General features: G+C 63.4%; 11 protein-coding genes and 2 tRNA genes. 6 read left to right on the forward strand and 7 right to left on the reverse strand.

Translation table 11 applies throughout. The features are described 5' to 3' along the window. Nucleotides 1–52: 52 nt before the first annotated feature. Together PMI42_RS15895 and PMI42_RS15900 are read right to left on the reverse strand one after the other, a co-directional pair. Complete coding sequence (locus tag PMI42_RS15895) at nt 53–1,204, reverse strand: AI-2E family transporter (RefSeq protein ID WP_008135828.1); 1,152 nt, start codon at nt 1,202–1,204, stop codon at nt 53–55. Between the two features lie 224 nt (nt 1,205–1,428). Beyond that, the gene (locus tag PMI42_RS15900; RefSeq protein ID WP_008135830.1) at nt 1,429–4,920 is read right to left on the reverse strand and encodes a PAS domain-containing sensor histidine kinase; all 3,492 of its coding nucleotides are present in this window, start codon (nt 4,918–4,920) and stop codon (nt 1,429–1,431) included. A gap of 572 nt (nt 4,921–5,492) precedes the next feature. Between PMI42_RS15900 and PMI42_RS15905 the strand changes: the two genes are divergently transcribed. The 4 genes from PMI42_RS15905 to PMI42_RS15920 all read left to right on the forward strand — a co-directional run bounded on the left by PMI42_RS15905 (nt 5,493) and on the right by PMI42_RS15920 (nt 7,844). Further along, nucleotides 5,493–5,924: a phasin gene (locus PMI42_RS15905; protein WP_008135832.1), complete on the forward strand. Its 432-nt coding sequence runs from the start codon at nt 5,493–5,495 to the stop codon at nt 5,922–5,924. 191 nt (nt 5,925–6,115) lie between these two features. Next, nucleotides 6,116–6,192: transfer RNA gene (locus PMI42_RS15910), tRNA-His, on the forward strand. Between the two features lie 163 nt (nt 6,193–6,355). Next, nucleotides 6,356–7,693: a GSU2403 family nucleotidyltransferase fold protein gene (locus PMI42_RS15915; protein WP_008135834.1), complete on the forward strand. Its 1,338-nt coding sequence runs from the start codon at nt 6,356–6,358 to the stop codon at nt 7,691–7,693. A 76-nt stretch (nt 7,694–7,769) separates the two neighbouring features. Beyond that, a tRNA-His gene (locus PMI42_RS15920) sits at nt 7,770–7,844 on the forward strand. Between the two features lie 261 nt (nt 7,845–8,105). Here the strand turns inward: PMI42_RS15920 and PMI42_RS15925 are convergent. Both PMI42_RS15925 and PMI42_RS37990 read right to left on the reverse strand, forming a co-directional pair. After that, nucleotides 8,106–8,552: a hypothetical protein gene (locus PMI42_RS15925; RefSeq protein WP_035965808.1), complete on the reverse strand. Its 447-nt coding sequence runs from the start codon at nt 8,550–8,552 to the stop codon at nt 8,106–8,108. Nucleotides 8,553–8,669: 117 nt separating this feature from the next. Continuing rightward, a complete protein-coding gene (locus tag PMI42_RS37990) occupies nt 8,670–9,530 on the reverse strand; it encodes a site-specific integrase (RefSeq protein ID WP_008135835.1) in 861 nt (286 codons plus the stop codon). Between the two features lie 493 nt (nt 9,531–10,023). Here PMI42_RS37990 and tenA point away from each other — a divergent pair, with 493 nt between their 5' ends. After that, nucleotides 10,024–10,689 (forward strand): thiaminase II, encoded by a 666-nt coding sequence (gene tenA / locus PMI42_RS15930; RefSeq protein WP_008135836.1) that lies wholly within the window; start codon nt 10,024–10,026, stop codon nt 10,687–10,689. A gap of 210 nt (nt 10,690–10,899) precedes the next feature. Here tenA and PMI42_RS15935 read toward each other — a convergent pair whose 3' ends face one another. The 3 genes from PMI42_RS15935 to PMI42_RS15940 form a co-directional block, all read right to left on the reverse strand. Next, nucleotides 10,900–11,151: a hypothetical protein gene (locus PMI42_RS15935; RefSeq protein WP_008135839.1), complete on the reverse strand. Its 252-nt coding sequence runs from the start codon at nt 11,149–11,151 to the stop codon at nt 10,900–10,902. 12 nt (nt 11,152–11,163) lie between these two features. Next, nucleotides 11,164–11,334 (reverse strand): hypothetical protein, encoded by a 171-nt coding sequence (locus tag PMI42_RS39195; RefSeq protein WP_008135841.1) that lies wholly within the window; start codon nt 11,332–11,334, stop codon nt 11,164–11,166. 382 nt (nt 11,335–11,716) lie between these two features. After that, nucleotides 11,717–12,274: a TetR/AcrR family transcriptional regulator gene (locus PMI42_RS15940; protein ID WP_008135842.1), complete on the reverse strand. Its 558-nt coding sequence runs from the start codon at nt 12,272–12,274 to the stop codon at nt 11,717–11,719. Between the two features lie 99 nt (nt 12,275–12,373). On the opposite strand from PMI42_RS15940, the gene PMI42_RS15945 reads away from it, so the two are divergent. Next, complete coding sequence (locus PMI42_RS15945; protein WP_008135844.1) at nt 12,374–13,783, forward strand: amidase; 1,410 nt, start codon at nt 12,374–12,376, stop codon at nt 13,781–13,783. The last annotated feature ends 378 nt before the right edge of the window (nt 13,784–14,161 follow it).

Consider the following 14,161-nt stretch of genomic DNA (forward strand, 5'->3'; position numbering starts at 1 on the left):
GCGTCCGCTTGCGGCCGCGCCCCGATCGGCACGCCAATGCCGGCGCGCTGACTCACGCTGCCGTCTCGGGGACCGGCCGGAAGATCCATTCGCGCCAGACCACCAGCAGGGCGGCCATGATCACGGGCCCCAAAAACAGACCGAGCAAACCAAAGGCAGCAAGGCCTCCAAAGATTCCGACGAACGCGAAGAGAAACGGCAGCCGCGCCGAGTCGCCGACCAGGGTCGGCCATACGAAGTGATCGCCGGCGAACATGACGATCGCGCCCCAGCAGAAGACCCCGGCGGCTGCGATGCCGCTGCCGCCGCCCGAGATCAGCACCAGCGCCGCAACCGTGAAAGCCAGCCAGGCGCCAAACGGAAGCATCGCGAAGGCGGTCGTGAGAATTGTGAAGACAATGGCATTCGGCACGCCCGCGACGAGATAGCCGACGCCGATCAGCAATCCTTCGCCCGCCGCGACCAGCACCGTGCCGTTCACGGTGCCGCGGGTCGCGTCGACCATCTTCTCGGCGAGACCCTCTCCCGCTTCTCCAAAAAGGCGATCGCAAGTCTCCAGGATGCGATCCGCGATCGACCGGCCGTTGCGCAGCAGGACGAACAGGGCCAGCAGCGAGAACAGCAGCAGGAAAAGACGGTGAAGCAGCTGTCCGCCGAACGTGCGGAACAGGTCCGATGCGTTGTCCGCATTGACGGATTTCAGCCATTCCGTCGCGGCCTTGGGATCGGAAAGGTTGCTGCGCCACCATTGCTGCACGCTCTCCGCAGCCACCGGCAGGCGGGCAAGCCAGTCAGGCACTTCGATTCCGCTCTCCCCGGCCTTCTTCAACCAGCCGACGAGCAGATCGCCTTGCTGCGCGATCTGGTAGATCGCAAGCGACATGGGAGTAAACAGGATCAGCGCCACCATGAGGGTGAAGACGAACGCGGACAGACTGGAAGGGCTGGAGCTCACGCGCGTGGCAAACTTGATGTAGAGCGGCCACAACGAGGTTGCGAGAATTGCTGCCCAGATCAACGCCGGCAGAAAGCCCGCTGCCGTCCACAACGCCAGTGCGACGAGGACGAGGGCGAGCACGACCCGCGCGTTCATGCGCGCAGCCGCGCCTGTGGGCAGCGGCTTTCGTTCGGCGGCAGTCGGGACCGCGTCGTTCCGCTTGAGCGGAGTCTTCTTCGATGCCGCGGATTTCAGACGTTCGGACATTCGAGATCACGCGAGGTGCGAGTGCTGCGGCAATGAAATTGGCGAGCAGGAATAAGAAGGTACGCCCAGCTCAAGCCGCAAGGACGCCTTCGGTTCCAATTGGGAATAAGCTGCAATGTGGCCGCGCGCTTTCCGGGACCGAGGCCCGCCACGCGGCATGCGGCGCCAGGATGCAAGCGTAGCTCGATGGCCGCCAATGCGTCCCGACGCGACCTCGCTCAGCGCTACGCCCGCGCCACCACCGGCGCGAACACCACTTCGATCAGCGTGCCGGAATTCGCCCCGCTCTTGATGTTGAACCGGGCGCGGTTGGCCTCGACCAGCGCCTTGGTCAGCGACAGGCTGAGCGCCGAATTGTCCGAGGCGTCCCCGGGCGGCGGGGTGCGGAACGGCTCCATCGCGGCGGCGACCTCGCGCTCGCTGAGGCCATGGCCGGTGTCGCGGATGCGCAAGGCGACCTCGCCGCGATCGGACAGCGCGGTCGAGACGATGACCTGGCCGCCGGCGCTGGCGAGCCGGATCGAGTTCGAGATCAGGTTCATGGTGATCTGCCGCATCGCGCGGGCGTCCACCGTCACCTGCGGCAGCGCATGCGCCAGCGAGGTGCGGATGATGATGCGCTCGCGGTTGGCCTGCGGCTGCATCACCACGACGCAGGCCTCGACCAAATCGTTGAGGTTGAGATTGGCGAAGGTGAGGTCGAGCTTGCCGGTCTCGATCCGCGACAGCTCCAAGAGATCGTCGATGATGGCGATGACGCGCTCGCCGGAGGCGCGGATGTCCTTCATGTATTCGCCATAGCGCTCGTTGCCGAGCGTGCCGAAACGTTCCGAGATCATCACCTCGGCAAAGCCGATGATGGCGTTGAGCGGCGTGCGGATCTCGTGGCTGATCCGCGCCAGCATGTCGGCCTTGGCATTGGCGGCGCCGTCGACGAGGCGGCGCGCCTGGGTCAGCTCGCTCTCGTCCTTCTTCGCGTGGGAGAGATCGCGGAACACGGCGAAGAAGTTCGGGCCGTCGGGCCGGGTGCGGCCCATGATCATCGCGAGCGGAATCACGCCACCCTTCTTCTCGCGTCCCAGCACCTCGCGGCCGTGGTCGAGCAGGCTGGCAATGTCCTGGCTCTTGAGGTTCTCGAGATAGTCGATGACGACATGCTGGCTCTCGGGCGCGAACAGCGTCACCAGATTCTGCTGCATCAGGGCCTCGCCGTCATAGCCGAACAGCGCCTCGGCGCTGCGGTTGCAGGCGTGGATGTTGCCTTCGGCATCGAACATCACGATGCCCTCGGCCGTGGTGTCGAGGATCGCGGCGAGATCCTCCGCGTCCGCATCGCCGGCCTGGGACTCGAGCTCGGGCGCGAAGGGGAAGGATTCGGCGACGACCGGCTCGGCGACGACGGGCGGCGCGACGACCGTGGGGGCGGCCACGACGGGTGCAGGATTGGGCAGCGCGCAGATCAGCGCATGCGCGCTGTCGCCGTCCCAGTCGATGGTGTGCAGATGGGCTTCGGTCGTCGGCAGCGGGGCGTCGCCATTGGCGGTCGTCGCGCTGATCGTCACGGGCGTTCCGGCCTGCGACGTGCTGCTGGCGGACGACACGCCCGCTTCGACATAGAGCGCATCGAGCCCGCCGGCATCCTCCAGCGCGGAAAGGCTGGCATAGCCCATGCGCGCGAGGAAGGCGGGGTTGGCGTAGAGCAGGCGGTCGAGCCGGTAGATCAGCATCCCCGATGGCACGAGATCGAGCAGCGCGCGGTCGCGCAGGCTGTGGCCCTGCGCGGGCGGCGCGGGCTCGGTCAGCCATTGCGCCGGCGCGTGCGCGGGCTCTGGCTCGGACGGCGGCGGCTCGGGCGTGATCTCCGCGGCCGGCGGCTCGTCCGTAACAGCTGCGATCGTCTCGCGCTCGCGTTCGAGCCGCTCGGACAATTGCCGCGCAAGCTCGTTGAACGCGCTGTTCTCGACCGGCGTCAGCGTCGGCGATCTCTGATCGCCGGGTGATCTTGCATCGCCGGCTGGGCGGAACGGCACGACGTTGGGAGGCGTTTCCACTGGCGTTTCCGGCTCGGTTGGGTGTGAATTCGCTTCGGCGGCGGGTTTTGGCAGGTCAGGTTCGGGTGTCGGCTCGGGCTCGGATGCAGGCGGCTCGATCGGCGGAGGCGGTGCCTCTGCCACGGGCCCGGCTTCAGGCTCCGGCTTCGGTTCGGGCTCCGGTTCGACGACGTCGGCGGACAGGCCCTGCGGCGCGGGCGGCGCGACGAACAGCTCATAGCGGCGGAGCGCATCGAGCCGGTTGAGGCCGTCGAGATCGCGGCAGACGCCAAATCCCTTGAAGCCCGCAAAGTTGCGCATCTGGTCGTAGACCGGCAGGCCCGCCAGCTCGACCGGCAGATGCTCGCCGCCATCGGCCGGCCAGTTCACGGTGATCCCGGCCCAGGTGTCGTGGCTCGCCAGCGCCTGCGCCACGCGCCCGTCGGGATCGAGCGAAAATTCGTCGGCGATCTCGCGCCAGGGGCGGCCGAAGCCTGAGGCGGTGTGCGCGCCCATCAGGCGGATGAGCTCGCTGGATGCGAGCACGAAGCGGCCCTCCGCATCCATCTGCCAGAGGAAACGCAGCGGATGCTGGCGCGGTGCGGGCGGCTCTGCTGACGGCGGCTCGGCCATGTCTGAGGTGATCGGCGCGGCCTGCGGCGGCACGATGGCTTCGGCCAGGTTTTCAACCGGAGATTCTTGCGCGGCTTCGACCGCTGCGGGGGCCGTGTCCCGGGCCGGCGCCTCGGCCGCGTCCTCGACGGCGTCCTGGATCGTGACGATCTCCGCCGCCGGCTCGCTCACGGGTGCTTCCTGCGCGATCGTCTCCATCGGCGGCGCGGGCGTTTCGACAGGCTCGGCAAAGGCATCGAACATCGCGATGCCGGACGGAGCCTCGTGCGATGCGCCCCGCATCGGGTCCGGCACCGCGGCCGGAGGCGCGGCGGCGATGCTCTCAGGCGCAGGCTGTACCGCCACTTGCTGTGGTGTGTGCTCTGCGGCCTCGGGCATGGTCTCCGCCGCAGCCGCTTGCTGCACCGCCGGCTCGATCAGCGCGATCAGGCCGACATCCACGCCGGAGCCGACCCGTTGCAGCACCATCTGCCCGATGCCGACAGGCGTCTCGGCGCGGCCGTCGCGCAGTGCATCGCTGCGGGCCTGTTCGAGGCCGGCCTCGCCGAGGTCGCGGAAGCCGAGCAGGGCGCGGGCCGGTTCGCTGGCGCCGGCGAACATGCCGTCGGGCGCGAACGCCGCCATCGGCACCTTGGCGCCGTCGACCAGGCGATGCAGCCGCTCCATCAGCGGCATGGTGCGCGCATGGGTGTCCATCGCGGTGACCAGCACTGCCTGTCCGCCGTCGGCAAAGTCGAGCCGCGCGCAGGCGCAGGTCATCAGCGTGCCGAACCGGGCGCCGAAGCCGCGCAGCCGTTCGAGCCTGACGGCGCCGCCGCCTGGCAGCTGGCGGGCGAGCCGGGCGACCTGGCGGCGATGGCTGTCGGCGGGGCCGAAGATCCGGTCCGCGAGCGCTGCGGCATGCGCCGCGCCGAACAGTCTTGCGCCGACCGGATTGGCCCAGAGCACGCGCGTGCCGTCGATCGACCAGAGCCAGGTGGCCAGCTGCGAGGTCGCGTGCACGGCCAGCCGGGGATCGCCCACGCCTCGCAACTGGAAATCCGAACTGTTCATCCGACCGGCTTCAAGTCTCGCTGTCACGCGTCTCGTGGGCGGCTGCCGGGAATGACAGCCTTAAGAAAGGGTTAGTATCGCGCGCGGGCGCGGGCAGGTCCACGGCCCCAGCCTAGGGGCGAGGGCCTAATGCCGCGATAACCTTAATGGGTCCAACCCCGCAAGCCGCAGCCCGACGGCATCCGCAGGATTCGCAGGCAGCGAGGCAGTACGCCTGGCTTGAACCGGTTGCGCTCCGGGCCCGGTCACCTCTCCCGCCTGCGGGAGAGGTCGGCGCGAGCGCCGGGTGAGGGCTCTTCCTCATTGGGGCTGTCCCAGCACATCAATCGCCTCAACCCCCGGTTCCCCCGCCGGGGAACCTCACCCTCCGAGATTAAATTTTGCGCCGCACCCCCTGGATCGCGTTGCGCCGCACAATGTTGACATGTTAGGCAGTAATACTACCGGGCGTTGGGCGAGCCATTTCGTTTCGCGTATCCGGCCATCGCACCGCTGAATTTGAAGGCCCAGATCGGGGCCGGCGGGCGCGCCAGAAGGCTCACTCCATTTTTCAGATATCGTGAGGGACAACCATGACAGGTGCGACTGATCCATTCTCTGCCTCCGTCATTCCGTTCGAGGTTCCGGAGCAGATGCGTGCGTTCGCCGAAAAGGGCGTTTCGCAGGCCCGCGAAAGCTACGCCAAGTTCAAGGACGCGGCCGAGACCCATAACGGCACGGTCGAAGCCGTGTTCACCACCGCCCACAAGGGCGCGAGCGAGTACGCCGCCAAGGTGATGGAATTCATGAAGGCGAACACCACCGCCCAGCTCGAATTCACCCAGCAGCTGTTCAGCGTGAAGTCGCCGCAGGACGCGTTCGCGCTGTGGACCGGCCATTCCAAGACACAGCTCGAGACCTTCCAGGCCCAGGCCAAGGAGCTCGCCGAGATCGCCCAGCGCGCGGCCACCGCCGCCGCCGAGCCGATCAAGGCCTCTGCTGCGAAGTTCTACCCAGCCGCCTGAGCGGATTGGGTCTGACATGATTAAGAAACCCGGGCCCAGTGCCCGGGTTTTGTTCTGGAAATAACGTTGGTTAGAGGGGCGATTATCGGGTTTTGCGGCCTTGCCAAAAACGCCCGTTGCACCTAGTTTCCGCCCCGTCCAGCCCCCTCGGTACCGGCCTGTCCAGGCGCCCCGCGGCGGCTCGCAAGGATGCAGTTGTAGCTCAGTTGGTTAGAGCGCCTGTCTGTGGAACAGGAGGTCGGTGGTTCGAGCCCACCCAACTGTACCAATGATCGCAAAGACTTAAGCAGACATCTCCGATCGGATTTGTGCCCGCCCCACCTCAGGCGGCCGCGTTATCATCATTTCGCGAACCGCGTATAACCGCTTGGAAGCAGGCGAAGGGCCGTTATACTCAATCTGCGAAATGAGTATAACTAACGGTGGAAGCCATGGCACCTCCGAAGCTGGTCCTGCAAACCACCTACGCCGAACTGCTGGACCGAAGCACCCATGCGGCGTTTGACGGTGCGTTCGCGGAAGACGGTTCGTTCATCGCCAAGACGGTGAAGCAGCGAAAGTACTGGTACTTTCAAACGGGCGCAGGCGATCGGAGCCAGAGATATGTCGGCCCGGAAACTCCGGAACTGCTCGACCGGATCGCGCGTCACAAGGAGCTTCGTGACGACATCAAGGAAAGACGCGCGCTCGTATCGACGCTCGTCAGGTCCTTTGGTTTGCCGCGACCCATTCCGGACATCGGCAACGTTCTGGCCGCCCTGGCCAACGCAGGCGTATTTCGACTCCGCGGTGTGCTGGTCGGCACCGTCGCATTTCAGACTTACCCCGCGATGCTCAGCATGCGGCTTCCGGGCGCCCTTCTGCAAACGGGCGACATCGATATTGCCCAATTCAGGAATGCTTCCGTCGCGGTTGGAGACAGCACGCCTCCGGTTCTCGACGTCTTGAAGGAGGTCGACGCGACCTTCCGGGCAGTACCGCACGTCGTTGATGGACGGCGTGTGACGAGCTACGCGGCGAAAGGCGGCGTGCGGGTCGATTTCCTCACGCCGAACACCGGTCGGGAAACGGGCGAGCCTCAGGCTCTGCCCGCTCTGCAAACCGACGCGCAGCCGCTTCGCTTCCTGGATTATCTGATCCACGATCCCGAGCCGGCCGTGATACTGCACGCTTCAGGCGTATCCGTTCACGTTCCGGCGCCGGCAAGGTTTGCGATCCACAAGCTCATCGTTTCGAGGCGCCGGAGAGAGGGGGCGGCCAAACGCGACAAGGACATTCAGCAGGCCGAGGCATTGTTGCGGGCATTGTCCGAGCTGAGACCGCACGACTTGAAGGAAGCCTGGGACGAAGCACGCGAGCGTGGCCCGACATGGCGCCAACTGCTGGAAGAAGCACTGTCAGAGATCGGGAGCGTCACCCGTGACCTGACGCTGAGGACGGTCGGTGCCGTGCGGTCTCTGCTTCCGGGCATCGATCTGGAGTTCGATAGCGCCCCTCCGCGCTACGACGTTAGCCGGGACGTCGTTGCATTCGCAGGGCGAGCACTTGGCCGGCAGGTCGCCTGCGCGATCAGCCGGGAGGCGCTCGACGATCACTTCGGGGCCGACGGCCTCGACAAGGAGGGAAGGGTGCAGGCTTTCCTCAGGAGCCGATCGAAGATCGAGCAGATGGCGCGCGCGAAATATTTGAATGGCACGATCGAGGAGCCGGATGCAGTGCTCGTCAAGACATCGGACGTGCGGGGGGCGGCAAAGTCGTCGCGCCGCTAGGTTTGATGTCAGCCCCGTCCAGCCCCCTCGGGGACCGGGCCGCCAAACCGCTTTCGGGGGCGCGGCTCGCAAGAATGCAGTTGTAGCTCAGTTGGTGAGCGCCTGTCTGTGGAACAGGAGGTCGGTGGTTCGAGCCCATCCAACTGTACCAGCGAAATCAATAACTCAAGTCGTTTTCTGAGTCGCCTAGCTGCCTCGTGGCGCGGATCAGGCTTCCGATCGCCATTCGCCGTCAAGTATATCCACACCCTCAGGCGACAGTTCGCCGGAGCACGGACTAGAAAGTCTCGTCCCTACAGGTTGCGCTTTCTATCTTAGTTTTCAGAAGGGGAAAGGACGGAGCTATCAAATAGCGTCGCGATCGCTCCGCCGGATATGCCGAGGCGCAGTGGCTCGCGCGCGTTCCGAGACGCTATCGCGGTTCTCGGATGAATATCTGACCAAGTCGGACAACATCGGCGTTCGAGCGGACATACGAAGTCCCACGACCGTCCATAGCAACACGGACAGTGCCATCTCGGTCATTGGAGATTAAGAAGCCGCGCGCACGCAGCTCAATAAGAATAGCAAGCGCATCTTTGCTGACCTCTTCACCGTCAGGAAATCGGGAAATGGCCTTGGCCCATTGTGTGGCCTCGGCTCGCTCGGCCTCTAGCGCCTGTAGTGCTTCGTATCGCGCCACGAGCGTTGCTTCTTCGACTAAGCCCGCAACGATGTTTGAGAGGTATTTGCGATCTTCATTCAGCGCAAAAAATGCCTCACCCATTCTGTCGATCCAAACGAGGCCAAACGGAAGCAGCTTGGCCGCCGCTTCACTGATTTCGTCGTCAAATCGAACTAGAGCTTCCCAGCGCGTCATCCCGACCTCTTTAACGAGACAATAGCGACCCGGAGTTACGGTGACAGTGCACGAAACTCCGTTTTCGATCTGGCGGGCGTACCCCCGCTGCCGTCCGGCAACATGAATTGTGCAGTGTCAGCGTAATCTCGGGGCGATTTTCCCGCTATCCATGTTCATAACGTTCTTCGGAATTCCAGCTTGCGTCGCAACCAAACGCCATTTTCTTCGGAATTCGACCGGGGACCACGGCAACCCATTTGTGTCGCATATAACAAGCGGCCCCTGATCAGGAAGGTTAGCCCGAGTCAGTCTGTCCACAGAGGTATAGGCATAGGCGGCCAGCTCTTTCATGATCATCGGGGCGCCCTTCAAATCAAATCTGTACTCCCGTCCGCGCCTATCGACAGAACGCAGGATGATTTCTTCATCTATATCGGACCAAAGCAGACCTCCCTGCCAGCTTTGTTCAAGCTCTTCGACTGTGCGCCGTACGCCTCCCGTGCTGGCATCGCCAGCAGGTATCCATTCTCCTATGACGGCCTTTTGGTTCAGTCGCAGTTCAAATTGGAAGGCTTGCGCTAGTGCAATAGAATACCAGCCGAAATGTTCGCGCGCGCTGCTTCGGACCAGTTCCGCCTGCTCAGGTGTCAATGCGGTCCTGCGTGGAGTAGATCTTTCGAATTGTATTTCACTCAGCGCATCAGACAGTCGGCGGCATTCTTTGTCTTCAAGAATAACTGCGCCGAAGCGAAATATCACACGTAGCCGACTGATAAGTGAATGAGCTTTGGCGATCTTGCCATTACCAAGCCAGCCTTCATGCCACGCTAACAGATCACGAGAACGAATCTTCTTTAGAGAACAAGCCCCGTGTTCACGCGTGATCTGCGACAGTAGACGTTCGTGCTTAACGCGCACGCCGTGGCTCAATTTGAGAAATGAAGATTGCCGATCGGTGCGGTAAGACTCGATCAGTTCACAAAGTGTATTCGTCATCTGGTTGCTCAAGTTCTAAAATAGACTGATATAACAACTGCGATGATAACGATCGCCCCAAGAATTCCAAGAACGCCTTCGGCTCGGATTTGAGTGCCAAGAAACCTTATGTCGAGTCGTTGTGGATGCCGCATGATGTTTCCTCAATCGGATGTGGGAGTCGAGCGATGCGTCCAGATTGACCGCATTGTTCGGCTGACACGCAACGAAGATTGGCGACAAGAATGAATGACAGCAAATTCAATGGTTTATGACGACCCGCTTGCTTGCACGCTCTATGCATGAGAGCGCGGAAGCACTTCTTGTACGTTCGCTATACCGGCACCCCTTTGAGAAGCCTGCAAAATCAGCGCGCGGACTCATTCGTAAGCCGATTTAGTAGCTAACGTCAGCTACGCACTGCATTCGACCATGTGATAAGTCAATGAGTTAGGATCATGCGCGCTCTCTACCGTAGAGCGCGGATGACTGACCAACCCCGGCCAAAAACATCGTGACCTTCTTCAACCGTCTCAAGACAGCAGCATCCGCTGAGTGGCGGGCCTACACCGAACATCCCTTCACGAACGGATTGGCGGACGGCTCGCTCCCCGAAGCGGCGTTTCGTCATTACCTCGTTCAAGATTACCTGTTCCTCATCGAGTTTGCTCGCGCCTACGCGCTCGCGGTCTACAAGTCGCCGAGACTCGCCGACATGCGTGAAGCCGCTAGCGGCCTTTCGGCCATCCTTGATGTCGAGATGGACTTGCATGTCAAACTCTGTGCCGATTGGGGTCTGTCACCGGCTGACCTCGAACAGGCCCCTCCGGCGGCCGAGATGCTGGCCTATACGCGCTACGTGCTGGATGCGGGAATGCGCGGCGATCTCTTGGCGCTCAAGGTGGCGCTGGCTCCCTGCGTGATCGGGTACGCGGAGATCGCAACGCGGCTCGCCGCGCTCCCCCTCGCGGACGCCACAGCGAACGCCTATCGCGTCTGGATCGCCGAATATGCCGGCGCGCCGTACCAGGAGGTCGCGGCCAAGGCGCAAGCGCACATGGAGCATCTTGCCGATCTCTACGCCACGCCGGCCCGCGAGGCGGAGCTGATTGCGATCTTCAAGGAAGCCACCCGCCTGGAGGCAGACTTCTGGGAGATGGCCTGGCGCGTCGGCCGCTAGACCGCATTCATCATTTCGCGTAGTCTTCTTGCACAGCAACATGTCAGCGGAGGTCCTCCGTGGAACATCGCGGCGTCAGATTCTCAATCGTTGAAATGAGCTATTTGTCCGGCTGGCAGTGGACCGTCGGAAAGGGCCGAACCGTGTCGGTCGGTGTGTGTGCGACGAGACTGGATGCGATCCGCCAGGCCCGGACGTTCATTGACGCGATTATGGACTGGGCGGCTTGAGCGGCGCGGGTGCGGGTTCCTGCTGCTCCTGCTGAGCGCTCAGTCGGGACAACCCGGCTTCGATGATCCCGATTTCTTCCGTGAGGGAGGCCGTCATCCGGCTGGTGTCCATGTCGGCGATCACTCTCGCCGAGTCCAGCAGCTCGACACGATGGGCGCGCAGCGTCTCCAGCGCCCCGCGATCCCCCAGGCGCACATAGCCGTCCACGATCAACGATATGGCAAGCGGCATGCCCGGTTCGGCTCAATGACCGCGCGGCATGCGATACGCGACGTTTCGCAGCGTCATGATGTGCGAGGTCGAGAGTTCTGCGGCGGACAGGCGGGACGCCACGTACATCTGCGAGGCGATGAACAGGCAAATCGAAAATGCAATTGTCGTCGTCGCACTCGCAATCTGGTGCCAGGCACGCATCGATCCCTCTTCCTCCAGACAAGTCCCGGATTCAGAAGCAGCAGGGCGGTCATTCGTTCCTGCTTTCGGGAAAAATCGGCAATCGATCTGCAATCGATGTGGAGGACCTTTTCGTCCCTCAGGGTGTTTGTAGTCGCAGCAGGGCCAGACAACGCTGAGGAGGATAACATGAACGGAATTATCTATATCGTCGGTCTCATCGTCGTGGTGGGCGCAATTCTGTCATTCCTCGGATTGCGTTGATCGCGCGAGGGCGACCGGAAGAAGCGGGACGCAGCATCGTCACGACCGTGGCAGCGTCACGCCGGCCTCTCTTGGCCTCTCTTGCTCTCTTGGCCTCTCTTGGCGCCAAGGATACGCGCGGGCGACCAGCGAAAGTTTCTCACGCAGGCAGCAGTCCGGCGGACCTGTAGCTCTTGATCAACGCATCGAAGAGCGCGATGTCGGCCCGACTTCTTGCCATGAGCTGAGCGCCGGCGACGGCCGCGAAGATGGCGCGCGCCCGCTCTTCGCTTTGCTCGGGACCGACGACGCCGGCCGCGTTGAGCAGTTTCCTGAGCCAGGCCACGTTGACGTTGGCAAAGGTCTGGACCTCCTTCTTCACAGGCTCCGGAAGGTCGTCATATTCCGCCGACATGAAGCTGCCGAGGCACAGCCGATTGCCCCGCTCGAGGGAGCGACGAAAAATCTCGGGATATCTGCGCAGGGCTTTGATGGGATCGCCTGTCTCCGCAAACATGGCTTCCAGATCGGCCGCCGTATTTTCCCAATAGCGTTTCGCGACGGCGGCGCCGAGCTCGGCCTTGCTGGGAAAGTGGTGGTAGATGCTCGCAGCCTTGATGCCGACTTCCTTGGCAAGATCCCGGTAGTTCATGCCGCCATAGCCATGCGCCTGCGCGCTGCGTGTGGCCGCCGCCAGAATCGCATCGTTCGTGCTCATTTGCCCATCTGCTCCTCAGCCTACCATACGTTAGATAGGGCTTGACGCATCGGGATGGAAGCTCTAAATCAACCCTACCAAGTGTTAGGTAGGATCATCATGGGCAACGACCTTATCTTTTCCGACGCAACCAGGCTGGCCGAACTGGTCCGCACCAGGCAGGTCTCCCCGGTCGAGATCGTGCAGGCCCACCTCGATCGCATCTCGGCGGTGGACCCGAAGATCAACGCGATCGTCACCGTGGCCGACGATGCCCTCAAGGCAGCCAGGACGGCCGAGGCCGATGTCCTCTCGGGTGAGGCACTCGGCCCGCTTCACGGCGTTCCCTTCACCGTCAAGGATTCGATCGATACCGCCGGCGTCCCGACTCAGCGTGGCTCGCCGATCTTCAAGGGGCGCACGCCCCAAATTGATGCGACCAGCGTCGCGCGCATGAAGCAGGCCGGCGGCATCCTGCTGGCGAAGACGAACCTTCCAGAATTTTCCTACTGGATCGAGAGCGACAATCTGCTCTCCGGGGCGACCAGCAATCCCTGGGATTTGACCCGCACGCCGGGCGGTTCGAGCGGCGGTGAATCGGCGGCCATCGCGGCGGGCATGTCGCCAATCGGTCTCGGCACGGACCTTGCCATCTCGGTGCGGGGCCCGGCTGCGCAGACCGGCATCACATCGATGAAGGCAACACACGGACGGGTGCCGATGACCGGCATCTGGCCGCGCGCTCCGCGCCGCTTCTGGCATGTCGGGCCAATGGCCCGCTCGGTTCGCGACATCGCGCTCGCCTTCTCGCAACTCGTCGGGCCGGATGGCCAGGACGCCTTTGCCACCAGCACCGTTCCGTTCGATGCGGGGATCGGCCGCCAGTCCTTGCTTCCCCTTCGTGTGGGCTGGATGGTCGGGCCCGGCCTGGGGCCGGTCGATCCGGAAGTCGCGGCAACCGTGCGGGCGGCGGCCGAGTCACTCAAGAGCGTCGGCGTCTCCGTCGATGAGGTCGGCATTCCCGCGCTGGAGCGCGATTTCGCCCTCGACGTCTTCAACAAGCTCCACGTCATGGAGATGAAGCCGGCCTTCGCCGAAGCAACCGCCGGCCGAAGCCGGGACGATCTCTACAAGATGGCGAAGACCATGCTCTCGCTGCCCGATACGTCCATGAAAGACTACATCGAGGCCGAGCAGGCGGCCGAGCGTATCCGCGACGGCTATGCCGATTACTTCTCGCGCTACGACGCTCTCGTGACGCATGTGCTGCCGATCCCGGCGCACAAGCACGGCGTCAAGGCGTTCACGATCGACGGCCAGACCGTGGATGCCACCTACCTGCAAGGCGCGACCGTGCCGCTCAACGTCGCCGGACTACCCGGCGTGGCGATGCGATTCGGCACCAGCAAGGAAGGCCTGCCGATCAACATCCAGATCGTCGGCAAGTGGCAGGCGGAGTCGACGATTCTCCACGTCGCCTCGCTGCTCGAAGGCGTGAGTACCGTCCGGGATCTGCGTCCAGCGCTCTGACGGCACGGCGCGCCGGCGGGATGCAGCACACATCTCGTCGGCGCCGCTCCGTCAAAACGTATCCGATGATCCGGCAAAGGCGGATGCGACCCTTCACTTCCATGCGCGAAGCGTGATTCAGACAAGCGCGCTGATACCGAACCGCGATGACGTGGCATACGCGCCGGTCGGCATCATCGCGAACAGCACGATCACGCCGGCTGCAATCCACGACAATCGCGAGCGTCTCCCCCGAACGAATGACCGGAGCAGTCCGGAAAGCTCGAGCTTCGGGCGCTGCGTGCTGCCGGGCGAGAGACCCCGTGTCAATTCTGCAACGCCACTTTCAAATCGCGACAACCTCCTGCATTCGCACGACGCGCGCGGCGCGATTTTTCG

The organism is Bradyrhizobium sp. YR681 (genome assembly GCF_000282615.1).
Taxonomy (GTDB): domain Bacteria; phylum Pseudomonadota; class Alphaproteobacteria; order Rhizobiales; family Xanthobacteraceae; genus Bradyrhizobium.